Below are 25117 nucleotides of genomic sequence, written 5' to 3'. Positions count from 1 at the left end.
GTCGATCATTGCGGCAACATCGAGAGCACAAAAGGAATTTAGGATCTTTCATCGTCCGATCACGGCGGGTGAGCCTCCCTCGTCGGTGCCCCAGACGTCGTCCTCCTCCGGCTCCCAGACCTCGCGCTCCCGGTCGCTGCTCTCGGTCTCCGTCTGTCCCGGCCCGCCGTTGCCGCCCATCCCCGGCAGGAACGGGCTTCCGCCACTGGTGCTGACGGCCTGCCGGTCCTCGTACACGCCGCCCTTGCCGCGCGGGGTGGGGGCGTTCCGGCGGTTGCTGACCACGTCGCCGTTGTCGATGACGTTGCGGACGCGTTCGGAGGGGCCGCCCTCGCCACCCTTGCCGCCGCCCATACCGCCCATGCCACCCATGCCGCCCATGGGCATACCGCCCATCGGCATTCCGCCGGAGCTGCCGCCCATGGAGCTGGGCACCGGGCCGCTGTTCAGCGGAGTGCCGCCACCCGTGTTCGGGGATCCGCCGCCGCCGGACTGGCCGGGATTGCTGAGCGACGGTTCCTGGTACGGCTTGTCGTCGTACAGCTCCTCCTCGTAGGAGGGGTTGCCGTAGTCGTAGGAGGTCGGGTTGTTCAGCGCGCCGCCCAGGTGGGAGCCGCCTCCGGGACCGTTGTACTGGTAGTCGGGGAGCGCGTTGTCGGGGTTGTTCAGATAGCCCGTGGTCGATGTGCCGTCCGGGCTGGTGATCGACGTGGCGCCGGTGTCCGGGTCCACACGGGTGGTGCTGCCGTCGGGGTACTCGGTGACCACCTGGCCCTGGGGGTCCAGGCGGGTGGTGCTGCCGCCGGGGTTGGTCAGGTAATCGTCCGAGTTGAGAGGGCCGGAGTAATGAGAGCCGTCCGGCCGGGTGATGGTCGAGGTCTGGGTGTGCGGGTCGATCTCGGACTTACTGCCGTCCGGGAACTCCGTCACGACGCGGCCCTGGGGATCAAGGTGCGACTGACTGCCGTCCGGGTTGGTCAGAGAGTCGTCGCCGTTGACCGGTCCGTAGATGTTGGGCGAGGGGTGGTTGAAGTCGTTGTTGAGCTGAGTCGGACCGCCGTCGTTGTGCTGGCCCAAGTCGCCATTGTTCAGTGCTCCATTGAGCTTGAGCTGTTGCTTCTGGTACTCGTCCTGCTTCTGCTGCTGTTGCTGCTGAAGGTCTTCCTGCCGCTTCTGCTGCTCCTCCTGGGCCTTCTCCTGCCTCTGCTGGTACTCGGCCTGCTTCTGTTCGGCCTCCTTCTGCTGCTCCTCCTGCTTCCGCTCCTGCTCCAGGCGGATCTGCTCCTGCCTCTTCTCCGCCTCGGCCTGCTTCTGCTCCGCCTGCTTCTGCTGCTCCTCCTGCTTCTTCTCCTGCTCCTGACGGATCTGTTCCTGCTTGGCCTCCGCCTCGGCCTGCTTCTGCTCCTGTTCCTTCTCTTTCGCCTCCTGCTTCGCCTCCTGCTCGGCCTGCTTCTGTTCGGCCTGCTTCTGCTGCTCCTCTTGCTTCTTCTCCTGCTCCTGGCGGATCTGCTCCTGTTTGGCCTCTGCCTGCTTCTGCTGTTCTTCCTGCTTCTTCTCCTGCTCGGCCTGCTTCTGCTCGGCCTCCTTCTGCTGCTCCTCCTGCTTCCGCTCCTGCTCCAGGCGGATCTGCTCCTGCTTCTGCTCCTGCTCCGCCTGCTTCTGCTCGGCTTCCTTCTCTTTCTGCTCCTGCTTCGCCTCCTGCTCGGCCTGCTTCTTTTCCTGCTCCTGCTGGAGCTGTTCCTGCTTGGCCTCCTGCTCCGCCTGCTTCTGCGCCTGTTCCTTGTCCCGCTTCTCCTGCTCGGCCCTCTGCTGATTGACCTGCTGGACCTGGAACGCCTGAGCCTGCTTCTGCGCCTCGTCCTGCTTGGCCTGCTGTTCGGCCTGCTTCTGCTCGGCTTCCTTCTCCTTCTGCTCCTGCTTGGCCTCCTGCTCCTGACGGATCTTCTCCTGCTTCGCCTCCTGCTCCGCCTGCTTCTGCTCGGCCTCCTTCTCCTTCTGCTCCTGCTTCGCCTCCTGCTCCTGACGGATCTTCTCCTGCTTCGCCTCCTGCTCCGCCTGCTTCTGCTCGGCCTCCTTCTCCTTCTGCTCCTGCTTCGCCTCCTGCTCGGCCTGCTTCTTCTCCTGTTCCTTCTCCTTCTGGGCGGCCTTCTCCTCTGCCTCCTTCTCCTTCTGATCCTGCTTGGCCTGTAGCGCGGCCGCCTTCTCCTCGGCCTCCTTCTCCTTCCGTTCCTGCTTGGCCTCCTGCTCCTTCTCCTTCTTCTCCTGCGCGGCCTTTTCCTCGTCGTACTTCTTGTCGGCCGCCGCCTTGTCCTTCGCGGCCTTGTCGTCCGCGGCCTTCTTATCGGCCGCGTACTTCGCGTCCGCCGCGGCCTTGTCCTTCGCCGCCTTGTCCTCCGCCGCCTTCTTATCGGCCGCGTACTTCGCGTCCGCGGCCGCCTTGTCCTTCGCCGCCTTGTCCTCGGCGTCCTTCTTCTCCTTGTACGCCTTGTCATCCTGGAACGACTCGTTAATGCCCTTGTCGCCCTTGGTCCGGATGGAACCCAGGTCGAAGGTCGACGATCCCCAGGCGGCCGCCAGATCCTTCAGCGCCTCCTCGGCGGGGTCGATCAGATCGGTCTTGATCTTCGCTTCCCAGTTGGCGATGGCCTGATCGCCGACTTTCTTCCAGGTCTCCAGCTCCGTCATGTCGCCGTACCATCTCAGATCGCCGTCATAGGCGTCCTGCGAGAAGCCTGCCGCCGTGCTGTAGTCCCAGTAACCGCCGCCGCCGTAATAGCCGCCGCTGTACTCCCAATCGGCATTGACCTTGGTCAGATTACGGAGCCAGGTCTGGTCGCCTATCTCCCCCAACAGGTCGACGAGCGGCCGCAGCGGGTTGCCACCCGCCATTTTCCAGTCATCCCACTTGTTGTAGATTTTCCGGGCCTGTTTCTCGAGGTCGTCCCCCGCCTGCCGGAGCATCTTGCCCTGTTTGGACACTCCGCCGATGGCTTCCATGTCATCGGCGTAGTGCCCGTATCGACGGCCGAGTTCATGGATGAGGTCCCAGAAGACGCCGGCTGCCTGCCCCTTCCACGCCTCGTTCTGGTCCAGGCCCACCTTGTTCTGCCACTCGGTCATGGTGGCGTCACTGTCCCAGAAGAACTTCGCGACCCGGTCGAAGGCATCCGCCGCCATGTCGAAGGACGCCAGACGGACGCCCTTATCGAGCGGGATTTCAGGCTTGCCGCCCCAGGAGAACCCGAGGGTTCCATTGGGCTCCTCCAGCAGTGCCTTCAGCGCGTTGCCCGTCCCGTAGGCGTAACTGGTCAGGTCGAAGGTGTTCCAGACCGTCCCGTTGTCGCTCGGCTTGAAGTGGCCGTCCTCAAGCTCCTTGCCGTACTTACTCTTTCCCTCACCGCCCACGACCTCGCCGCTACTCGGACCGTCCGCGGACTTGAAGCCGAGCAGTGTGAAGCGGGCCTTGTAGTAATGGACGGTGCCGCTGTCGTTCGTATAGAACGGGATGACGAAGTCGGTGTTCTGGATGTCCCAACCGGCATTCTCGTACATCCAGTTGAAGTCGTCCACGTCGACGGTTTGGACGGACTTCTGCTTGGTGATCTCGACCTTCATCTGCTTGATGCCGGCATTGCCGACCATGTTATCGAACAGAGCATGCCTCGACGGCGCGTCATACCCGGTGAAGAGCTTGACAGCCTTCGCCCAGTAGTCGGCGTACTCTTTGTCATCGGCCATGGCAGACGAGGCTCCATCAGAAAGGGGATCTACAAGCGGGAAAAGACGTAGCGGTGCCGGGGTCTACTTGTCTTTGTCCTCGCCCTCCTGGTCCGGCGGGGTCGTCAGATCGGCATCGACGTCCTCCCAGACGTCGACGAACTTCTGGCCGTCGATGGCGGCCAGGCTGTCCCCCTGCGCCTTGAAAAGACGGTCGATGGTCTCACCGAGGGCGTCATCGATGTCCTCGAAGAGCGTTATATGGCTGTCGAGGATCCCGCTAAGGGTCGTCACCATATCCACCACGGCCCCCTTGAGCGCCTTTCCGTGCGTACCCTCGTCCGCCGCCAGGTTTCCGATCGCCAGCGGAACGGGGGTGCCGAACGGAAGCCCGGGAACGCCGTCGTCGTCCCCCTTCAGGGCCTTCATCGAGGGAATCACGTCATCCCCCGTGCCGTTCTCGGACACCGTTTTGAGCGCCTTCCGGAAGTCGGCCAGGTCGACTTTCCGGAAGTTCTCGAGCCATGCCTTGTCGAGCTGCGTCGGAGGCTGTTTGCTGTCGGCCATGCTCTCGCCCTTTCTTCTCTGCCTCACTGCCGGATGACACAGCGGGCGGCCGCTCCACGAATGTCCACATGTGGAACGGCCGCCCGCATGACGCTGTGGTCAGCCGCCAATCTTCACGCCCTGCCAGCTCTGCGTCTGGCTCTGCTCGTTCTGCGTGTACAGCCTGCGAATGTCGTCCAGGGTCTGCGCGTTACCGTCGAGCCACTTGGCCATGTTCTCGACGGCCTGGTTCCAGGCGGCCTGCTTCTCGTCGTAAGCCTGGCGGTCGTCACCTTCCCAGGTGTCCTTCAGCGCCTGGAGTTCCTGGTTGAGGCTGTTGATGATCTTCGCGATCTCCTGAGTCTGGAGCCGCATGTCATCAACGGCGTTGTCGACGTGCGCGTAGCTGACGTAGATATATCCGTCAGTGAGGTTGTCGGGCATCGGGAACCTCGTCTCGCTCTGGGGGTATGAGGATGCGGAATGTGTTTCGGCCTGCGCAGGCCGAAACCGGGCCGGTGAGGCACCGACCCCTCACGATCACTTTCCGGCGGTGCTGCCCATCAGACCGTCGAAAATCGTCTGCGACTGGGAGTACGCCTGGTTGATGGCCTCGTTCGACGACCCCTGCGTCATGCCCTTGGAGGTGAGCGTTTCGTTGAGCTGGTTGATCATGTCCTGAAGGTTCTTGGAGATGATTTCCGCGTGCTCGTCCCAGGAGTCCAGCAGCTTCTGGAAAGCCCCACCGTCGCTGCCCTGGAGGGCGCTCATCATGCCGTGCTTCGTGTTCTCGACGTCCTGCCGGCGACTCTGCACGCCCGAGAAGGCCATCTCGAGGGCCTGGATGCCGTTCCGTGTCCCCTGTTCATCTGACCGCTGCATACCTGCCATGGGCGCTGCCCCTTTCCGGTGGATTTCCGCCGCCAGGCCCGATGCACTGGCGTGGCTTGCGCAACCGGATGAGGAAGCACCAACATCCAGTTGGTCCAGACAAGGATGGTAGGAGGACGAACAAGCGATGGGCAATCGCTTGCCGACAAGAAACGCCGCAGCAGACGGGTTTCAATAATCTCCCTAGTTTTACGCGCTTGGCGCCGCTCCGACACAAGCTCAAGCCATCCTCAAATATCGATATGCCGATGGGGAAGATGGCCAATTGCCCTCAATGGTTGCCCGTCTTCTCCTTGTCTTCGCCACACGGCGGCGCCGTCGCCTCGCCCCGGCCGGACACCGCGGCCGCGGGCGTCAGATCCGGGCCCGTCGGCAGCATGGACAGCAGCGAGGACGGCAGCCGCTGCGCCTGGCCGGCGGTGTAGCCCAGCGCCTCCAGTGACTTGGCCGTCGGCACCCGGTACTTCACCCCACTGTCCGTCACCAGGTAGACGGTGCTGCCGACGCCTCTGCCGTCCGCGCCGAGGGTGTGCACCAGAGCGCCGCCGCCCGGGGGCGTCACGATCCGGTTGACCGTCACACAGGCCGGGGTCAGTCCGTCCGGCGGGGCCTGTGCGGCGGGGCCGAGTTGGCCGCTGCCGGCCAGGGTCACGCCCACCCGCGTACCGTCGTCGCCGGACTGGATGCCCACGCACGGCGTCTCGTCCTCGCCGAGGTCCACCGCCTTCGGCGGGCTCGGGGGCAGGTCCTCGGTGGTGTCGGCGTCCTCGGCACCGGGCGCCAAGTGGCCGATCACCGCGTCGGCGCCCAGGGTGATGGCGCTGACCGCCCCGCCCGCGTACGCCTTCTGCCTGGTCTGCGGGTTGCCCATGAGCAGCGCGGCGACGGTGGCGTTGACGGGGGTCAGCCCCTCCTTGCGCAGCACGTAGTACCGGGCGTCGCCACCGGGCGCGGAGACCTGGAAGACCTGTCCGATCCTGGTCCGGCCGCCGCCCAGGGACGGTCCCTGGCCACCGCGCAGCGGGATGTCGGGGGCGGCCAGATCGGGTCCGGTGGGCAGCGAGTTGAGCAGCGCCGCGGACACCTTCACCGAGGTGCGGGAGGCGTAGCCGAGGGCTTCGCTGGCCCGGCCGGTGGTGTCCATCCGGAGCTTGCTGCCCTGCCACACCAGGTAGTCGGCCTTGTCGGGCCCGGTGACCAGAAGTCCCTCGGAGTTGCCGAGCCCGGTGCCGTCGACGTCCTTGCCGATGGCCACGGCGGTGGCGGTGGAGCCGCTGGTGGTGCCCGAGCACACCTGCCACGGGTCGGTGCTGAGGCTGTCGTTGCCCGGCAGGTCGTCGGGGGCTCCGGTGATGCCGACCGGCGCGCCGTGCGGGGTGCCGCCGAGCGACTTGCTGCCGACGGAGGCGGTCTTCATCTTGGTGCCGAGGAGCAGCCGCGCCGAGGTGTAGTTGCGCACCGGGCGCAGCCGTCCGTCGAGGTAGAGGTACCGGCCGCCGGTCTCCTTGTTGACCACGAGCGTGTCCTGGGCCCGCCAGGAGTTCTTCGCACCGGGCTTGATCAGGCCGAAGACGAAGGATCCGGCGGCGATCAGGATCGCGATGATCACGCTGATGGCCACGCCCCGGTTGGTCCGGCCCTGGGGGCTCTCCGGGGCGTCGGGGTCGGCGCGCAGCATGCCCGAGGTGAGCCGCCCCATGATGAACATGTGCGCCTGGACCTGGTCGCGCTTGGACTGCACTGTGCGTTCCTCCGGTTCGGGCGGTCAGCCGTTCAGGCCGCGCAGGGCGCTGTACACCCCGAGCACCCACAGGGCCAGCGGCAGCAGGGCGATGGCGGCGGTGGTGTGCAGGATTTCCGCCGCCCGGCCCCAGTACGGCACGAGCCGTCGCCCGGGCACGGTCCACGAGGCGATGGCGATGCCCGCGGTGGCGGCGAGCAGACTGGCTGCCAGCAGCAGTCGGCGGTCCGGCGAGTAGGACAGGGCGTTGAAGAGGGCCAGGAGGAGGAAACCTCCGGCCCCGGGGAGGAAGAGGGAAAGTCGCTGCCATACGTTCCCCAGTCCGCGTCCGTGCAACAACAGCAGCAGCGCGAGCACGACGGACATGATGACCTCGGGCAGCCCGCCGTCGTGGGTGAGCACGGTCAGGCAGACGGCGCAGGCGGCGCCCACGGCTCCGTACAGCGAGCTCATCCAGCCGTCGGCGAGCACCGCGCGGGCCGCGACCACCGAGGTGGCGTGCGGCTCGATGCCCTCCTGGAGCTGCTGGGCGTTGGTCGGCAGCGGCGGCATGCGCATGCCGGACATCCGGAAGGCCAGCGAGGGCACGAACGCACCGAGGATGACGGCCACCAGCGCGAGGACGCCGGCCACGTGGGCCGGTCCCAGGTCCGTGATGACCATCAGGGCCCCGGCGATGGTGCCGAAAGCCATGACCACGGCGAGGCCGAGGTAGAGCGCGGCGTAGGAGGCCACGGCGGCGAGCGCGACGATCGCGCCGCCCGCGCCCGCGGCGCAGGCGGCCAGCATCCGGGCGCCGAGGACTTCGTGGCCGTGCGGTCCGCCGAGATCACCGCCGGGCAGCAGCCATCCGGCGAGTGCGAGGTACGGGCCGACCATGAAGCCGAGGACGGCGCCGGCGGCAGCGTCGCCCACCGCGCGGCTGGCCGAGCCCGCCCCGGCGAGAAGCAGCACTCCGGCCGCCGCCGCGCACAGGGCACGCAGCCCGCCGGAGCCGCCGGGCAGGGCGAGCACGGCGAGTCCGGCGGCCAGGGCGGTCAACGCGAAGCCGCGCAGCAGCCGGGTGCTGGCGAGCGGGGACCAGCCGTGCGGCCGGTCCTGCATGGTGGTGGAGATGCCGTCCACCAAGTCGTCGAGGTGAACCTCGGGGAGTGCGTCGATGCGCGGCCGGAGGTAGACCGTCTCGCCGTCACGCAGGTCGTAGGAGTCGAGGGTGCGCTCCTCGTCCATCGGTTCGCCACCGAGGCGTTGCAGCACCCAGCCGCCGTGGTCGATACCGGTTTCCGCGAGGTCGTCACCGCAGTAGCCGAGGACGGCGGGCAGCAGGTCGGCCACCGGGACGTCCGAGGGGACCGCGAGGTCGACGGCCTTGTCCGGCGCACGTACGGTCAGGCGGCACAGACCGGCCACCTGGTTGTCAGTCATCGGGCTGGCTCACGTTTCTTCCGGGGTCTGCGAGGGGGGTTCCCGGGATTCCGTTGTGAACGGAGTGATGTCGGACGGATGATGCTGATGAGACATCATCGTATGAGTGCCGAATGTGTCTCCGGGAGAGTGCACATTACTGGCCACGTCCATGAACTGGTATACCGAGTTGCACAGTTGCTGCATTCCGGTTGTCTGTGCGAACGCGAAGATGCGCCACCGACCGAGAGCGTTGCCCCCACCGTTGTCCCATCCGTGAGGAGACCATTCCTTGAGTGTGGTCCTGTTCCGCCGCCCGGCCCGTCGGCGCGGCCCGGAAATGCCCGACGGCGAGCTGAAGCTACAGGAGCCCCCCACGCTGCCCGAGGTGGTTCCGGACAGCTCCGCCATCTGGACCTATCTGCCCATGGCGCTCATGTCGGTGTCCATGATGCTGATGTTCATGAGACCGGGCATGAGCGGCGGCGGCAGCAGCCACTTCATGTACCTGGCCATGGGTCTGATGGTGCTGTCCTCGGCGGCCATGATGCTGGGGCAGATGATGCGCAAGGCCAGCGAGCGCAAACAGCGCCTGAAGGGCGAGCGCCGCGACTACCTGCGCTATCTCACCCAGATCCGGCGCAAGGTGCGCACCGCGGTGGCCGATCAGCAGAAGGCGCTGGCGTGGCGGCACCCGCCGCCCTCGGCCCTGTGGTCACTGGCGGGCACCACCCGGCTGTGGGAACGCCGCCCGCAGGACGAGGACTTCGGCGAGATCCGGGTGGCCGTCGGGGAGCAGAAGCTGGGTCTGCGGCTGACGCCCACGGCCGCCACTCCGGTCGAGGACCTGGAGCCGCTGACGGCGCACGCGCTGCGCAGCTTCATGCGGGCCTACTCCACCGTGCCCGAGCAGCCCATCGCCATCTATCTGCGGGCCTGGGCGCGGGTGCTGTTCCGGGGCGACGAGGAGCGGATACGTTCCCTCGCCCGCGCGATCATCGCCCAGCTGGCCACGTTCCACGCCCCCGACGACGTGTGGGTGGCGGTGTGTGTGTCGGACGAGCGGCGCGCGGACTGGGAGTGGGTGAAGTGGCTCCCCCACAACCTCCACCCCCAGGAGAGCGACGGCGCCGGGTCGGCCCGGATGTTCGTCTCGGCCCTCAACGAGCTGGAGGACCTGCTCGGCGCGGAGTTCATGGAACGGCCCTCGTTCGACCCGGACGCCTCGACCGGGCGCGACGAGCCGTTCACCGTGATCGTGGTCGACGGCGGCGCCGTCCCCGGCCGGCACCGGCTGGACGGGGCGGGCTTCCGCAACTGCGTCGTACTCGACCTGACCGGCGCGCTGACCTGGCGCCCGGGGCGGGTCACCCTGCGCTTCGACGTCAGCGAGGACTCCTTCGAGCTGGTCCGCACCGACCGCGAGCGCAAGGAGCAGACCACCCGGCTCGGCCGGCCCGACACCATCGGGCCGGTCGGCGCCACGGCCCTGGCCAAGCGCCTCGCCCCGTACCGGATGGGCATGGGCGGCGGTGACGCCGCCGAGCCGCTGTCCTCGGACGTCGAACTGACCACCCTGCTGGGCATCTCCGACCTGTACCGCCACGACCCTGAGAGCCTGTGGAAGCAGGCCACCGGGTCCAACCGGCTCAAGGTGCCGATCGCGGTCGGCCCGGACGGCACCGCGGTGGAGCTGGACATCAAGGAGTCCGCGCAGGGCGGCACCGGGCCGCACGGCATGCTCATCGGGGCCACCGGCTCCGGCAAGAGCGAGCTGCTGCGGACCCTGGTGCTGGCGCTCGCGCTGTCGAACTCTTCCGAAACGCTCAACTTCGTCCTGGTGGACTTCAAGGGTGGCGCCACCTTCCTCGGCCTGGACGAGCTGCCCCACACCTCGGCGGTGATCACCAACCTCGCCGGGGAGGCCGCGCTGGTGGGCCGCATGCAGGATGCCCTGCACGGTGAGCTGATCCGCCGCCAGGAGCTGCTGCGCGCCGCCGGCAACTACACCTCCGCCCTGGACTACGAGAAGGCGCGGGCCTCGGGCACCCCGCTGGAGCCGCTGCCCAGCCTGTTCGTGATCGTCGACGAGTTCAGTGAGCTGCTCGCCGCGCACCGCGAGTTCATGGAGCTGTTCGTGATGATCGGACGGCTCGGGCGCAGCCTCGGCGTCCATCTGCTGCTCGCCTCGCAGCGGCTGGACGAGGGACGGATGCACCAGCTGGAGAGCCATCTGTCGTACCGCATCGGTCTGCGCACCTTCTCCGCCATGGAGAGCCGCGGTGTGCTGGGGGTGCCGGACGCCTACCAGCTGCCGCCGCAGCCCGGCAGCGGCTACCTCAAGTCGGGTGTGGAGGCGCTGACCCGGTTCCGTGCCGCGTATGTCTCCGGCCCGTACCAACAGCGGCGCGGCCGGGCGAACCAGGCCCGGGTGGCCAGCCAGACGGTGCCGTGGACGGCGTCGTACGTGGTGCCCCGCCAGCTCCCCGACGTGCCCGAGCCCGAGCCGGAGCCGGAGGAGGAGACCAGCGACACCCTGCTGTCGGTGGCCGTGGAGCGGCTGGTGGGCGCCGGACCCGCCGCCCACCAGGTGTGGCTGCCGCCGCTGGACCTGCCCGCGACGCTGGACCAGGTGCTGCCGCCGCTGACGCCCGATCCGGAGCTGGGGCTGACCACGGTCGGCTCGCCGCTGCGCGGGCGGCTGACGGTGCCGATCGCCATCGTGGACAAGCCCTTCGAGCAGCTGCGCGACCTGCTGACCATCGACCTGTCGGGGGTCGGCGGCCACCTCGCCATCGCGGGCGGTCCGCAGAGCGGCAAGAGCACCATGGTGCGGACCATCCTGACCGCGCTGGCCCTCACCCACACCCCGCGCGAAGTGCAGTTCTACTGCCTGGACTTCGGCGGTGGCACACTGGCGCCGCTGGCCGACCTGCCGCACACCGCCGGGGTCGCGGCGCGGCTGGACTCCGAGCGGGTGGGCCGTACGATCGCCGAGGTCACCTCGCTGCTTGCGGACCGCGAGCGGTTCTTCCTGACCCACGGCATCGACTCGATGGCGACGTACCGCCGCCGCCGGGCCGCGGGCGAGTTCGCGGACCAGCCGCACGGCGATGTGTTCCTGGTGATCGACGGCTGGTCCACGGTGCGCCAGGACTACGACCGCAACATCCAGACGTTCGTCTCCATCGCCGCCCGCGGCCTGAACTACGGCATCCACCTCATGGTGACCACCGCCCGCTGGGTGGAGCTCACCGCGGCGGTGCGCGACCAGGCCGGCACCCATCTGGAGCTGCGGATGGGTGATGCCATGGACTCGGCGATCGACAACCGGCGCGCCGCCACCGTGCCGCGCATCCCGGGCCGCGGGCTCACCCGGGAGGGCAAGCTGCACTACCTCACCGCGCTCCCCCGCATCGACGGGATGGAGTCGGCCGAGGACCTGGCGGACGGGGTGTCCGGTCTGGTGTCGGCGATCAAGGAGAGCTGGCCGGGCCCGGCGGCCCCGCGGGTGCGGATGCTGCCGACGGAGCTGCCCGCCGAGCAGCTTCCCCCGGCCGGGGGCGACTTCCGGGTGCCGATCGGCCTGGAGGAGGAGCGGCTGTCGGTCGTCTGGCACGACTTCAGCGAGAGCCCGCACATGGTCGTGGTGGGCGACACCGAGAGCGGCAAGACCAACCTGCTGCGGCTGATGGCCAAGTCCATCATGGACCGGTACACCCCCGCCGAGGCGCAGATCGTGCTCGTGGACTACCGCCGTGACCTGGTGGAAGCGGTGCCGGAGGAGTACCGGCTGGGCCACGCGGTGTCCATGAGCGCCCTGAAAGACATGATCGAGGGGACCGCCCGCGCCGTACAGACCCGGGTGCCGGGCCCGGACATCGCCCCGGGCCGGATGAAGCAGGCCGACTGGTGGCCCGGACCGCGGCTGTTCATCCTGGTCGACGACTACGACATGCTGGGCGCCGGCATCGGCAACGCGCCGTTCGACCCGCTGCTCAACCACCTCGCGCTGGGCTGGGAGGTCGGTCTGCACATCATCGTCACCCGCTCCGCCAGCGGTGCCGGGCGCGGGCTGAACGAGACGCTCATGCGGCGGCTGCTGGAGGTCAACACGCCCGCCCTGCTGATGTCCTGCCCGCCCTCGGAGGGCTATCTGCTGGGCAACGTCAAGGGCCGGATCATGAACCCGGGCCGGGCCGTCCGGGTCGCCCGCCGCAAAACTACGCAAGTGCAAACGGCATGGGTGGACGACGAGAGCTCGTAAACAGGTAAGACGAGCAAAATTCGTCAAGGGTTGCGCCCCCGGTTCGCAGTACCGGGGGCGGCTTCCGTTCCCGGACCGGGGACGGCTTCCGCTTCCGGCGCGAGCTTTCGCGAAAGCTAGGGAATTCCCCAGAATAAGGCTAGGGAATTCCCCAGAATCACGAGCCGGAGGCCGCGCCGTCCTCCTGCCCCGCCGGGCGCCAACCCCGGGCCCGGCCGCGCGGGATCACCACCGCCGCGGCCGCCACCAGCAGCACCACCCCCCCGCCCGCACCCGCGATCAGCAGCGCACGGTTGAACGGCCGCGGGGAGGCGGCCGGGGGAACCTTCGCGGGGCCCGGACGCGGGGTGGCGCCCTGCCGGTCGGTGAGGACGGTGGTCACCGCCGCGTACGGGTCCAGCCGCGGCGGGACCGCCGGATAGGCCGCCGTGATCAGCTGGCGGGACACCTGGGCGGCGCTCATCCGCGGGTGCCGCGAACGCACCAGCGCCGCCGCTCCGGCCACGTTCGCCGCCGCCAGCGAGGAGCCGGAGCCGATGAAGTGGCCGGAGCCGCTCGGACCGACGCTGACCACCGCGTCCCCCGGTGCCGCCAGGTCCGCCCCCGGTGTCTTCGGCGCGTTCTCCGGACGGGTGCCGTCCGGGCCGTAGTCCATGACCGACAGCACTCCGGGCGCGGCCGCGGGCCAGTACCAGGGCGCGGGCTCGGCCGGCTTGTTGGTCTCCGGGTCGTCGAGCATCGCGTCCGGGGCGAACGGGGCGACGACCAGGGCGTCGTGCCGCGTCGCGTACGCCACGGCGGCGGTCAGCACGGCCTTGCCGGTGGGCACCGCGCGCCCCACGTAGACGACCTTCGCGCCGCCATCCACCGCGGCCCGGATCCCGGCTCCCAGCTGCTCCGCCGTGGCGTTGCCGCGGGTGTCCGTACCGCGCACCGCGAGGATCCGTGCCTTGGGCGCCGCGCCCGCCACGCCCGAGCCCTTGCCGGGCGCGGCGGCGATCAGGCCGGCGGCGAAACTGCCGTGCCCCACGCAGTCGGTGCCCGCGCCACCGACCGCGGTGACCCGGCCGGTCAGGGCGGGGATGTCCGTACCGACACCGGTGTCCACCACCCCCACGGTCACGCCGTGGCCGTCCGCCAGCTGCCGGCTGCGGCTCAGGCCCAGCGCCTGCCGCGTCCACGGCTCGTCGCGGGCCGTCTCGCCGGACGCCTCGGTACACGGCTTGCCGGGGGCCAGGACGGCCGGGATGACGGGAAGTTCGACGGAGTCCGCGGTGGCGGGGGGAGCCTGGACGGCCAGGGGCGCCGTGGTCAACAGCGCGGCGGCCACCGCCCGCGCCACCGTACGGCGATGAGAACGAGCACGTCGCATGGCGCGCACGATACACGCGCAGGACATCGCCACGCGGTAACGTGCCCCGGGTACGAACTGCCGTGCTCCGACCGGGAAGTGGGTCCGCGGCCGGTCCCGGACCGGCGCCGGAGACACCTGGATGAGAATGCCGCGGTTCCCGTAGCCTTTCCGTCGCGTGCTCGTCCCTCTCCCTCCCCCGGCTTCCAGCAGGCCCGGGCTTCGGGCACAGGGGTCGGCAGCGGCATCACAACGAGGAGGTCCCAGCGTGTCACGGCAGTTGCTCACGGTCGGTCCGGACCAGCCGGAGGGCTTCCGGACGATCGGCGAGGCCCTGGAGAAGGCGCGCGCGGGAGCGGTGATCCGCGTCCGGCCCGGCCGTTACCGCGAGAACCTCACGGTCCGCACGCGCATCACCATCGCCGGTGACGGGGAGCGCGGCAGCGTGGAGATCTGCCCGCCCCGTGGCACGGCCGTGGTGCTCGTCGCGGACGCGGTGATGCTCACCGACCTGACCCTGCGCGGTGGCAACGAGGACCTGCCGGTGGTGGACGCGCCCCGGGGCCAGGTGGCCATGGACGGCTGCACCGTGGTGGGTTCGGGCTGGACGGCCGTCCTCGCCCGCGAGAACGGCTCGGTGGCCATCCGGGACTGCCGGATCTCCAACCCCGAGGGCGCCGGGGTCGTGGACACCGCGCCCACCGGCAGCGTGGTCGCCGACTCCGTCTTCGAACACCTCGGCACCTCCGCCGTCGTCCTCGGCGAGCAGGCCCGCACCACCGTCCGCGGCTGCCGGGTGCGGGACGCCCAGGGCAACGGCATCCTCGCCAACGGCGAGGCGCAGGGCCGGGTGGAGGACTGCGACGTGTCCGGCACCGAGAAACCCGCCATCGCCCTCGAAGGCAAGTGCTCCACCCACGTGCTGCGCGCCCGTGTGAACGACACCTCGGTCGGCGTCTACATCACCAGCAGCTCCCGGCCCACCCTCGAAGAGGTCACGGTCGCCGACACCTCCGGCCCCGGCATCGTCCTGTCCTCCGGTGCCGACCCGGAACTGCTGCGCTGTGTCACCTCCCGCACCAAGGGCAACGGACTCGCCGTCACCGAGCGCTCCCGGGGCACCTTCCAGGACTGCGAGTTCGACACCGCGACCGCCCCCGCGATCCGGGTGATCGGATCGAGCGCGCCGCTGCTCACCGGCACCACCGTGCGCGACTGCGCCGACAAGACCGCGTCCGTGCTGCTGGCCGAGGGGTCCTCGGCGGAGTTCGACCGGCTGGAGGTGGCCGACGCCGCCGGGGTCGGCATCTCCATCCGTACCAACGCCAATCCTCTGCTGAGCCGGGCGCGGGTGGCCGATGCCCGCGGCCACGGCCTGGAGGTGGCCGAGGACGGCCGCGGGCGGCTGGAGGTGTGCACGGTCGAGAACGCGGAGGGCGCCGGCATCCGCATAGCCGACGGCGGCGCCCCCGACATCCGCGACTGCGCGGTGCGCCGGACGGCCCAGGCCGGCATCTCGGTCGGCTCCGGGGGCCGCGGCACCATCAGCGACTGTGAGGTCCGTTCCAGCGCCACGTCGGCCCTGCACGTGGAGGGCGGTGGCGAGTTGACCGCGCACCGCCTCCACCTGGCCGAGTCCGGCGCGCACGGCGTCCTGGTCGCCGAGGGCGGCCGGGCCACGCTGGAGGCCTGCCAGGTCACCGGCAGCACCGGCGACGGCATCCGGGTCGACAGCGCCGAGAAGGTCGTCCTCACCGGCTGCACCGCCCGGGACAACCGCGGCGCGGGGCTCAAGCAGTCCCGCGCCAGCGACCGTCTCACCGTCGAGGGGCTGGACAGCAGCGGCAACGCCGCCGAGGACGCCTGGGGCGAGACCGCGGGCGGAACCGGCACCGAGACGGCCGCGGGCGGCGGGGCGAAGAAGCCGGAGGGCCCGCTGGAGGAGCTGGAGTCGCTCATCGGCCTGGCCGACGTCAAGCACCAGGTCCGCACCCTGATCAACCTCAACCAGCTCGCCCAGCGCCGTGCCAGCCTCGGCATGCCCGCCCCGCCGATGAGCCGCCACCTGGTGTTCTCCGGCCCGCCCGGCACGGGCAAGACCACCGTGGCCCGGCTCTACGGCGGCATCCTCGCCGACCTCGGCGTCCTGCGCTCCGGCCATCTGGTGGAGGTCTCCCGGGCCGACCTCGTCGCTCAGATCATCGGCGGTACGGCCATCAAGACCACCGAGGCGTTCAACGAGGCCCTGGGCGGTGTGCTGTTCATCGACGAGGCGTACACCCTGCTCTCCGACAGCAAGGGCTCCGGCGCCGACTTCGGCCAGGAGGCCATCGACACCCTGCTGAAGCTCATGGAGGACCACCGCGACGACGTGGTCGTCATCGCCGCCGGATACACCGACCAGATGACCACCTTCCTCAGCTCCAACCCCGGTCTGGCCTCCCGGTTCACCCGCACCATCGAGTTCGCCAACTACTCGGTGGACGAGCTGGTCACCATCACCGAGTCCATGTGCGGGGCGCACCGGTACGAACTCGACCCGAGCACCCTGGGCGCCCTCGCCCGGCTCTACGAGCGGATGCCGCGCGACTCCACGTTCGGCAACGGTCGTGCGGCGCGCCGGGTGTTCGAGGAGATGGTGGACCGGCAGGCGTTCCGCCTCGGGTCGATGGCCAATCCGGCGGAGGCGGACCTCACCCTGCTGCTGCCCGAGGATGTCGCCGACGACGCGGCCGTCAGCGGCGCGGACGGGCCCCGTAACTCCAAGGACCTGCTGGCCGAACTGGACGCCATGGTCGGCCTGGGCGCGGTCAAGCGCGAGGTGACCGACCTGGTCAACCTGCTGGAGGCCACCCGGCAGCGGCAGGCCGCGGGCCTGCCCACCCCGAAGATCAGCCACCACCTGATCTTCTCCGGTCCGCCCGGCACCGGTAAGACCACCGTCGCCCGGCTCTACGCGGACCTGCTGCACTCCCTCGGCGTGCTGAACACCGGTCAGCTGGTGGAAGTGGCGCGCGCCGATCTGGTCGGCCGCTACGTGGGACACACCGCACAGCTCACCAAGGAGGTGTTCGAGCGCGCCTTCGGCGGCGTGCTGTTCATCGACGAGGCGTACACCCTCACCCCCGAGGGCGCGGGTTCCGACTTCGGCCAGGAGGCCGTCGACACCCTGCTGAAACTCATGGAGGACCACCGCGACGAGGTCGTGGTCATCGCCGCCGGATACACCGAGGAGATGCGCCGCTTCCTGGCCTCCAACCCGGGTCTGGCCTCGCGCTTCAGCCGCACCGTCGAGTTCGAGCACTACGACTCGGAGGAGCTGGTCACCATCATGAGCGGCTATGCGGCCGCCTCCGGCTACGACTGCCCCGAGGAGACCCTGGCGGCGCTGCGCGCGTATGTGGACCTCATCCCGCGCGACCGTTCCTTCGGCAACGCGCGCACCGCCCGCCAGCTGCTGGAGGCGATGATGACGCGGCAGGCCCGGCGCATCGGCACCATGGCCGCGCCCGGTCTGGAGGACCTGCGGCTGCTGCTGCCGGGCGATCTGCCGACGGGCGCCGCGCAACCCGCCGGCTGATCGGCGCCGCCGCTACGGGGAGGCCGTCTCCGCCGAGACGGCCTCCGTGTCCCGCACCGGGTCGGTGGCCAGGATGAACTCGTACAGGTCCTCGTGCGTCATCCCCCGGCCACCGGCGTCGACCTTGGCGTTCCACTGCTCCATCAGGTCCAGGTGCTCGCGCCAGGCCGCTCGGTTGCGCATGATGTCGCGCCGGTAGGTGGCCAGGTCCATGGTGGCGAGGTTCCAGGAGTCCGGGCCGCCGCACAGTGTCTTCTTGCGGATGCCCACCGAGCCCTGGTCGAGCGCGGCCGGGAAGGTGGCGCACACCATCGGACGGTGGACGTACGCGCCGCAACGGGCCTTGCCGGGGGCTATCTCCATCAGGAACACGCAGCCCTTCGTGTCCGGCCGGTGCAGGAGGTGGAGGTCGTACAGCGGACCGCCGGGCCGGAAGCGGAAGTCGCTGTTGTCCTCCTCCTTGCCCTCCTTGAGGTAGACGAACTCCCTGGGATGGAGGGCCATTCCGGACGCCAGCCTGCGGACGTCCGCGATGGTCACATGGACGTTGTACTCCCGGCAGCACCTGCCCCCGCAGTCGGCGCAGCCCGCCAGGTTCGCTCCGCCGCCGTTCACGCGACCACGTCCTCGGGCCAGGGCGTACCGGCTTCGCGCGCGGCCTGCGCCTCCAGCAGATAGCGCTGGAAGTCCTCGACGTCCGGCGGGGTTTCGGCCTCACCGGCCAGTGTGTTCCAGCGGGCCACCAGCTCGAACCAGTGGTCCCGGTCGGCGGTCCACTGGCGCTCCGCCTCCGCCAACTCCTCCTCGTCGAGCCGGTGTCCGGCCCCGCTCGTCCGCTCGGCCTCACCCCCGGGCAGCGAGGGGAACATGCGGCAGGACACGGGCGCGAGTTCACCCAGCCCGCAGCGGCCGGTCCCTTCGAGGGTGCGTATGTGGAAGACGCAGCCATGGGCGGCGTTGGCCACCCGGACGTTCACCCGGCGCCGCGCGTTGTCCAGCACCACCCCGGTGGGATCGTTGGCGGCGGCCGGCGCCGTCTGCGTGAAGTGCCACGGCTCGAGGGCCAGGGTGCGGGCGATACGGACGAGATCCGCACCGGTGACGTAACGCGGCCCGCGATAGCACAGCGCCTTCGCTCGGGAGGTCTGCCACTGGGCTTCGGGGCCCGCGATGCTGTCCACTGTCAATCCATCGTCCCCTTCGAACAGGGCCAAACGAAAAGCTGATTGGGGTAGTCGTCAGCGAGCGTAACCGATGGGAAGTCGACGACCGGCCGCCTCAGATCTGGGAATTTCCCTCGAAAAACCCGTCAGCCACGGGCGACCGCGATGCTGCCCTTCAGGCGCTCACCGGCCTCGTAGACCATGTAGGGCACTCCCCCTTCGGTGCCGAAACTGGGCGCGGCGCTGCGGCCGTTGTCGGGCGCGCCGTTCGCGGAGTCGTAGAAGCGGCCGAGGTGGCGGCGGAGCGTGAAGTTCTTCCCGACCTCGGTGATCATGAGGTCGCGGGAGCGGGCGAACGGGCCGTGTCCGGTGGGGACGGCCGGCCAGGCGGGCCCGGACGAGCCAGTCGGGATCGTCCACGAGCCGCCCGCGCACCCCGGGGTCCACGAACGGGTTACGGGCCAGGGCCCCGCGGACCCGGGGATGCGGGTGCCCGACAATCGCGGCGGCCACCTCCCCGGGAAAGGAGACGCGCCGGGAAGCCAGCGCGTACCAGGCACTCTCGTACTCCGGTTCCAGCAGCCGCAAAAGCAGGCCCGCCGGAGCGGCAGGGTTGACGGCGAGGCCATCGAGCAGTGCGGTCATGCCACAGTCCCCCATCCCGACCGCGTCCCGCGCGTCACCCCGGCCGTCCCGTCATCCCGCGCATCGTAAGGCAGAACAGCCCTGCTCCAAGGCTTCTCGAATGCTGGCAGCGACGTGAGCTGGGCCTGCATGTAGATCCGCCAGCGGCACTCGATCCCGTCCAGGACGTGTCCGGGCGATCGGACACGGACTAGTCACATGATCGGCCGTATAAATCCTAGGGCCTGTGCAGGTCCAGTTTTGCGATGCTTATCGCCGGGTCTCGGGTTTGGCTGCCGAATGTTCACGAGGACATCGGGGGCGTCGCCGTTGTCCCCAGACGTGCATGTGTACTCAACAATGAGGGAGAACGGTATGGAGCCAGTAGAACTCCGCCGCGCAGTTGAGGCAGGACGGGCGACCGCTTCGGAGCTGGGCCTTCAGGTCGACGATGCGATTGTCATCCACAACTCGGACCGCGTCGCGCTGCGCCTGGTCCCTTGCGATGTTCTGGCTCGGGTCGCGCCTTCGGGGCATCTGGCTGGTTCCGAGTTCGAAGTAGAGGTTGCTCGCCGTCTCGCCGACGTCGACGCTCCGGTGGCTGAGCTCGACCCTCGGGTCGAGCCCCGAGTCTATGTGCGTGACGCCTTCGCCATCTCGCTCTGGACCTACTACGAACCTGTGCGATCAGAGATCGCGCCGGCCGACTACGCAGACGTGTTCCTGCGGCACCATGCCGCCCTGCGCCAGATCGATCTGGGCGCACCGCATTTCACCGATCGAGTCGCCGTGGCACTGAGAGAGGTCAACGACCGGGAGCAGTCCCCCGAACTGCCCGATTCTGACCGGGAACTCCTCAGCGACACACTCAGTGGACTGAGCGCCGCGACCAGCATCGACAAAGCCAGCGACCAATTGCTGCACGGCGAGCCCCATCCGGGCAACCTCCTGAACACGAGGAGAGGGCCGCTTTTCGTAGACCTCGCCACGTGCTGCCGTGGGCCGATCGAGTTCGACCTCGCCCATGCGCCCGAAGAAGTGGGAAAGCACTATGCGGGGGCTGACCACGGCCTGATTCACCGGTGCCGCGCCCTGAACTGGGCGATGTTCTCGGCCTGGCGCTGGCGCCGAGACGACCAAATGCCAGACCGGGGCCACTGGAGAGTGGAGGGGCTCAACCGGGTCCGTGCTGCACTCGATCGCTGCGGACTGGGCTGAATCCGACAAGTCCCAGTGATGAGCCGTGACCCCTTCAGCGAGCGGTGAGCGCGGTGGCGTTCGTGCGGCGGGCAAGGTCGGTGCAGGTGGCCCGTGCAGCGTGCCGATGATGGATGTGTCTGATTCACGGGTGGCCGCAGGGCGTGTTGCGGGAGGCAGTACCGTGCCGCCATGTGCATCTCCACAGGTGAAGCCGCATTCTCCGGCACGATGGTGTACTGCGGGCGGCAGCACCATCCCGTGCACGGCCTCATTCATGTCATGGGCTACCAGAACACCGCCGTCAACCTGGCGGGCGGCCCGAACGCCATGCTGCTGCACCTGCCCACGCGGCAGCTCACCCCCAGGAACTTCCTCTCCGCCGGACACACCGGCGACCTCCTGCGCCGCATGGTCGCCGCCGTCGAACCCCTCACGGCAGAAGTCGACGACATGGCGTGGATGAGCGCTGAACCGCCGCCCGTCCAGGTCTTCGACCACGACGTCTACACGGTGCTCCTGGCCGCCGACCCCACCATGATTCCCACCGCTTTGCACCAGGTGCCACCGCACCGGCGCCCACACCTTGCACCGGACCTCCTGCACTTCTACGCCGAGCACTTCCCTGACCACACCATTGCCGTGTGCTGCTTCGACAACGCCGACGCACAACACGCCAAACCTCTCCTGCTGTGGTACCCGCCTCTCGACCCCGACCAGCTGACCGTACCGGCGTTGGACAGCCACACCGGAGCAGCACCAGACCTCGACGCCACCGTGCCCGTGGACCACTGGGTCCTGCTCTCCACCGACCAGGCCCCCTCCGACTGGGGCGAACCCGTCGACTACCCCAAGAACATGCGCCACAGCCTGCGCAGCTTCCTCCCCACCACCGTCGTGGGTCGGTACTACGGCCAAGGACAAATGCTGCCCAACGGGGACTTCACCATCAGCCACCGCGACCTTCTCACCGGCGACCTCGACCGCATCACGCGCATCCAGCCGACCCGCCACTGAACCCACCGAGGACACCGCGACGGATCAGAAACCTGACGCCGACTGAACCAGCCCGGACCGCCTGTCGAGCTCCAGCGAATCCACGACAGCCGGAGAGGAGCAAATGGCTCACCACCGGCGTCACGAGCGCCGCACATGATCGCCCGGACAGGTCCTGGGCGGGGTGGGCAGCGCCCGCGGGGCGACGGATAACCTGGGGCCGTCAGCGAAGATCGCAGAAGGGCGGAAGCACATGGCAGACATCATGGAGACGGCGGCGCGGAAGGTCTTCGAGCGCTACGACGTCGACGGGGATGGCCTGGTCACCGCGGACGAATACCGTAAGGTCGTGGCGGAGTTGGAGGGCTCGGAGATCACCGAGTCGCAGGCCCAGGAGCTGATCGACTCGCTCGACACCAACGGCGATCGCCAGATGTCGTTCGAGGAGTTCTGGGCGGCCATGAATGGCTGACACAGCCGGGTCCGGCACGTGAACGTGCCGCAGGCGGTGTGGCCCCTTCCCGTCATCGCGTGGAATGCGGGCGCGGCACGTGCACCCTGACGGCGGTGGGCACCGCCGTCAGGGCCCCGCACAGCCTTCTGAAGGCCGGGCCAAGACAGGGAAGGCTTCTACTCACGGCGCACGTCAGGGCCTCGCTTCCGGCCCTGTGGAGGCGACCTTCCACCGCAGTTTGCTGAGGTCCGGGTCGATGGCGAGGTCCACGGCCAGGTCGAAAGTGTCGAACCCGTCGGCCGTGCCGCGGGTGGGGCGCTCGAAGTTCACGTACCAGTTCCACAGCCGATGCCCTTCGCCGTCGGGGACGTAGCAGGCGTTGACACCGAACCACGCCGCGGGCGGCTTCCACAGCATCAACGCCGTCTCCTGCCACACCGCAGACGCCAGCTCCCACTCCCCCGCCGCCATCCCCTCGAACGCCTCTGTGCGCACCGACGGCTCGCCAGTGCTCCGAGCCCGGGCGTACAGCGAGGGCCACAGGGCCTCGGCTCCGGGGCAGCACGCCGTCACCAGCGCCGTGTCAGTGTCGGCGATGACCCGCAGCGCCTCTATCCGGTCGTCTTGGCCTCGGTAACGCACGCGGGGTGGCCCCAGCCGTCAGGGTTCTTCGCAATGAGCTCCCCCTTCGCGTACGGCTGGCCGCAGCGGCAGCGGCCCGGGAATTTCGCCTTGATCGAACCGCCGCTTGGACGGGCAGCCTTCGTTCGCCGTTTGGCGGTCGTCTGCGAAGCCGACGGGCGGCTGCGGGCGGCTGAGCGGGGGGCTGTCTGGGGCTCCGGCGGCGGCAGGGCGGATCCGAGCGAGGTTCCTACGGCCTGCTGTGTGCGGGCGGTGTGGCTGGCGGCACGGTCCGCAGCCGCGTTGAACGGGTCACCGTCGACCTGGTGGGCGGGAACGTAGACGAAATCGACTGTGCGGTCCTTCAGCAGTTCGTCGATACGCATCACGAGGCCCTGGTTGGCCACTGGTGAGCCCGAAGCTGTCTTCCATCCCTTCCTTCGCCACCCGGGCAGCCAGGTGGTGACTGCCTTCATGGCGTACTGGGAATCCATCCGCACCTGAAGAGGCAAAGCCGGGTCGGTCGCCTCCAACAGCTCCTGCAACGCGGTAAGTTCAGCCACATTGTTGGTAGCCGTGCCCAGTGGCCCGGCCTCCCAGCGCCCAACCTCGCCGCTCGTGTCCGCGATGACCCAAGCCCAGGCAGCAGGCCCGGGATTGCCTTTGGAGGCCCCGTCACACGCGGCAATGATCTGTTCACTCATACCCCGATACTGCCAGGGTGCGCGATAACGCGTGCGGCCGCCGGATAACGTCCGTCCATGGCAATGCAACTACTCCCCTCCCACGGCACCCTGGTGAACCGCATGATCGAGCTCGCGGACCTGCCCTGGAGCCGACGGGCATTCGAGGACGCCTTCGCACGCAACGGCTGGTGTCACGGCCAGGACCCCGATGCGCCGGGCGTGGGCTGGGAGGAACCCTGGTGGATCAGCGGGGAGGAATTGGTCGACGACTGGTGGCTGCTCCTCGGAGAGGCTCCCGGATGCCGCCGACAGCCGGACCCCACCGCAGTCTGCGATCATCCCGACTGCCGGACGGGCTGCTTCGTGGAGCACCCCTTCGCCTATTTCACCGATCCGCAGGACCCGCAGGAGTGGGACAACGAGTTCGGCCCCTTTCACAGTCGACCGGATGTGGACCCCGAGGCCACCGGAGAGGACTTCGCCGCCCTGTACCAGCACATGTCCGAACTGCTCCGCACCCGCCTCGGCAACCCGCTGCCCGAGGGCACCTACCAGCCCCCGGACGATGAGGAGACGTTCCACGAATGCCTGGTGTGGGAGCGGAGCGACTCCTGGGTGGTACTGCTCATCGCCGAAGACCAGATCACCTACGGCGCGTACGAACGAGCCGGCATCCAAGTACGACCCAGAATCTGACCCATAGCCCGCTGTCCAGCGCGCGTAGGGGGATAGCTTGGGGGCCCAGCACGATGGGGTCCGCGTACACGAAGTGGTTCGCTGACGGCATGGGTACCACTCAGCGCCACGGGGCGCGCCGAACCGAGGAAGTGGGCGGGCCGTCCGCGTATTTCGATTGCCGCCCGGGCGCACGCCCATATGATCACAGGGGCATGGTGTGCGCGCGGACAGGGGGAGCATGTGGCCAGGGTCGTGGAACTGGTGTCCTATCCCATCAAGGGGTGCGCTGGAATGCGGATGCACACCGCGGTGCTGACGCCCGCGGGTCTCGCCCATGACCGCAGTTTCATGGTCACCAGTGAGGAAGGTGTCTTCCGTAGCCAACGGCGCGACCCGCGGCTGGCCTTGATTCGCCCCGAGATCAGCTCCGACGGGCTGCGGCTGATGCTGCATGCGCCGGCCCTGGATTCGGTCGGGATCGACGTCGATGCCTCTGGTCGGCCTCGAGAGGTCGATCTGTTCGGGGCGCCGTTCCGAGGCATCGACCAGGGTGACGAAGCCGCCGCGTGGCTGTCCGACGTTCTCGGCGCACCGAGCCGTCTGGTGCGGGTTCCGGCCGACCACGACCGGGTCACCGACGGCCGTACGCCCGGCACGTCCGGGTACGCCGACAGCTGTGCCATCCACGTCCTCTCCCGGTCCACCGTGGATCTGCTGAACGAGCGGCTGGACGAGCGCGGCACCCCGCCCCTCCCCATGGACCGCTTCCGCCCGAACATCGTCGTGGACGGCTGGAACACCCCGCACACCGAGGACCGCGCCCACCGGATCACCATCGGCGACACGGAACTCGGTTACGCCAAGCTCGCCATCCGCTGCGCCGTCACCATGGTCGACCAGCAGTCCGGTGCCAAGGCGGGCCCCGAGCCACTGCGCACCCTGGCCACCTACCGTCGCGCTGCCGAGGGCGGCATCGCCTTCGGCACGAAGTACGCCGTGCTGTGCCCCGGCAAGCTGTCCGAGGGCGACGAAGTGCACGTCACCTCCTGGGGCGAGTCGGAGGTCTGACGGGTTTCTCCTCCTCGGCGGCCGAGAGCCCGAGGGGGCAGCCCGTCGCGTGCAGTGCGGGGTGCAGGTTCTCCTCGGCCAGCAGGTCGGGCCCTCGTCAGGCATAAACGCACATGCCAACCCTGTCGATCAC

Annotated in this window: 18 protein-coding genes and 1 pseudogene; 7 read left to right on the top strand and 12 right to left on the bottom strand. The window is 69.0% G+C overall.

Going from position 1 to position 25117, the window contains the following annotated elements:
* Positions 1-48: 48 nt before the first annotated feature.
* From HYQ63_RS45775 to eccD, 6 genes are all read right to left on the bottom strand, one after another.
* A complete protein-coding gene (locus HYQ63_RS45775; protein ID WP_179939527.1) occupies positions 49-3738 on the bottom strand; it encodes an AAWKG family protein in 3690 nt (1229 codons plus the stop codon).
* A 63-nt stretch (positions 3739-3801) separates the two neighbouring features.
* A complete protein-coding gene (locus tag HYQ63_RS43430) occupies positions 3802-4284 on the bottom strand; it encodes a type VII secretion system-associated protein (protein ID WP_179939526.1) in 483 nt (160 codons plus the stop codon).
* A 99-nt stretch (positions 4285-4383) separates the two neighbouring features.
* Positions 4384-4707 (bottom strand): WXG100 family type VII secretion target, encoded by a 324-nt coding sequence (locus tag HYQ63_RS43425; protein WP_179939525.1) that lies wholly within the window; start codon positions 4705-4707, stop codon positions 4384-4386.
* 96 nt (positions 4708-4803) lie between these two features.
* Positions 4804-5154, bottom strand: coding sequence for a hypothetical protein (locus HYQ63_RS43420; protein ID WP_179939524.1), 351 nt, complete (start codon positions 5152-5154; stop codon positions 4804-4806).
* 271 nt (positions 5155-5425) lie between these two features.
* Positions 5426-6895 (bottom strand): type VII secretion protein EccB, encoded by a 1470-nt coding sequence (eccB, locus tag HYQ63_RS43415; protein ID WP_179939523.1) that lies wholly within the window; start codon positions 6893-6895, stop codon positions 5426-5428.
* Between the two features lie 24 nt (positions 6896-6919).
* Positions 6920-8320 carry a type VII secretion integral membrane protein EccD gene (gene eccD / locus HYQ63_RS43410; RefSeq protein WP_179939522.1) on the bottom strand — a complete coding sequence of 467 codons (1401 nt, stop codon included), beginning with the start codon at positions 8318-8320 and terminating at the stop codon, positions 6920-6922.
* Positions 8321-8597: 277 nt separating this feature from the next.
* Here eccD and eccCa point away from each other — a divergent pair, with 277 nt between their 5' ends.
* Positions 8598-12566, top strand: a complete 3969-nt coding sequence (gene eccCa / locus HYQ63_RS43405; RefSeq protein WP_179941147.1) for a type VII secretion protein EccCa — start codon at positions 8598-8600, stop codon at positions 12564-12566.
* 157 nt (positions 12567-12723) lie between these two features.
* Here the strand turns inward: eccCa and HYQ63_RS43400 are convergent, their stop codons facing one another.
* Complete coding sequence (locus HYQ63_RS43400; protein WP_179939521.1) at positions 12724-13938, bottom strand: S8 family serine peptidase; 1215 nt, start codon at positions 13936-13938, stop codon at positions 12724-12726.
* Positions 13939-14185: 247 nt separating this feature from the next.
* Between HYQ63_RS43400 and HYQ63_RS43395 the strand changes: the two genes are divergently transcribed.
* Positions 14186-17497 (top strand): right-handed parallel beta-helix repeat-containing protein, encoded by a 3312-nt coding sequence (locus HYQ63_RS43395; protein ID WP_179939520.1) that lies wholly within the window; start codon positions 14186-14188, stop codon positions 17495-17497.
* Between the two features lie 12 nt (positions 17498-17509).
* Here the strand turns inward: HYQ63_RS43395 and HYQ63_RS43390 are convergent, their stop codons facing one another.
* The 3 genes and pseudogenes from HYQ63_RS43390 to HYQ63_RS43380 all read right to left on the bottom strand — a co-directional run.
* Positions 17510-18112, bottom strand: a complete 603-nt coding sequence (locus HYQ63_RS43390; RefSeq protein ID WP_179939519.1) for a YkgJ family cysteine cluster protein — start codon at positions 18110-18112, stop codon at positions 17510-17512.
* Positions 18109-18678, bottom strand: coding sequence for a hypothetical protein (locus HYQ63_RS43385; protein WP_257232712.1), 570 nt, complete (start codon positions 18676-18678; stop codon positions 18109-18111). Before HYQ63_RS43385 ends, HYQ63_RS43390 begins: the two co-directional genes overlap by 4 nt.
* A 128-nt stretch (positions 18679-18806) precedes the next feature.
* Positions 18807-19001: pseudogene (locus tag HYQ63_RS43380) on the bottom strand (hypothetical protein); the annotation flags it as partial.
* Positions 19002-19659: 658 nt separating this feature from the next.
* Between HYQ63_RS43380 and HYQ63_RS43375 the strand changes: the two are divergent.
* The 3 genes from HYQ63_RS43375 to HYQ63_RS43365 all read left to right on the top strand — a co-directional run bounded on the left by HYQ63_RS43375 (position 19660) and on the right by HYQ63_RS43365 (position 21949).
* Positions 19660-20502 (top strand): phosphotransferase, encoded by an 843-nt coding sequence (locus HYQ63_RS43375; protein WP_179939517.1) that lies wholly within the window; start codon positions 19660-19662, stop codon positions 20500-20502.
* A 171-nt stretch (positions 20503-20673) separates the two neighbouring features.
* Positions 20674-21498 carry a hypothetical protein gene (locus tag HYQ63_RS43370; protein ID WP_179939516.1) on the top strand — a complete coding sequence of 275 codons (825 nt, stop codon included), beginning with the start codon at positions 20674-20676 and terminating at the stop codon, positions 21496-21498.
* Between the two features lie 232 nt (positions 21499-21730).
* Entirely contained in the window at positions 21731-21949 is a 219-nt protein-coding gene (locus HYQ63_RS43365; protein WP_039940291.1) for an EF-hand domain-containing protein, read from the top strand.
* Positions 21950-22123: 174 nt separating this feature from the next.
* On the opposite strand, the gene HYQ63_RS43360 is transcribed toward HYQ63_RS43365, so the two are convergent.
* Positions 22124-22573, bottom strand: coding sequence for a DUF402 domain-containing protein (locus HYQ63_RS43360; protein ID WP_257232541.1), 450 nt, complete (start codon positions 22571-22573; stop codon positions 22124-22126).
* On the bottom strand, positions 22543-23256 hold the full coding sequence (locus HYQ63_RS43355) for a ribonuclease H (protein ID WP_179939515.1): 714 nt from the start codon (positions 23254-23256) through the stop codon (positions 22543-22545). The genes HYQ63_RS43360 and HYQ63_RS43355 overlap by 31 nt, the downstream gene beginning before the upstream one ends.
* 57 nt (positions 23257-23313) lie before the next feature.
* Between HYQ63_RS43355 and HYQ63_RS43350 the strand changes: the two genes are divergently transcribed.
* Both HYQ63_RS43350 and HYQ63_RS43345 read left to right on the top strand, forming a co-directional pair.
* A complete protein-coding gene (locus HYQ63_RS43350; protein ID WP_179939514.1) occupies positions 23314-23934 on the top strand; it encodes a hypothetical protein in 621 nt (206 codons plus the stop codon).
* 180 nt (positions 23935-24114) lie between these two features.
* Positions 24115-24984, top strand: a complete 870-nt coding sequence (locus tag HYQ63_RS43345) for an MOSC domain-containing protein (RefSeq protein ID WP_179939513.1) — start codon at positions 24115-24117, stop codon at positions 24982-24984.
* The last annotated feature ends 133 nt before the right edge of the window (positions 24985-25117 follow it).

Origin of the sequence: Streptomyces sp. Rer75 (assembly GCF_013414305.1) — a bacterium.
GTDB classification, from domain to species: domain Bacteria; phylum Actinomycetota; class Actinomycetes; order Streptomycetales; family Streptomycetaceae; genus Streptomyces; species Streptomyces himastatinicus.
Note: the sequence above shows the minus strand (reverse complement) of the source record. Positions and strands in the feature narration are given on the sequence as shown.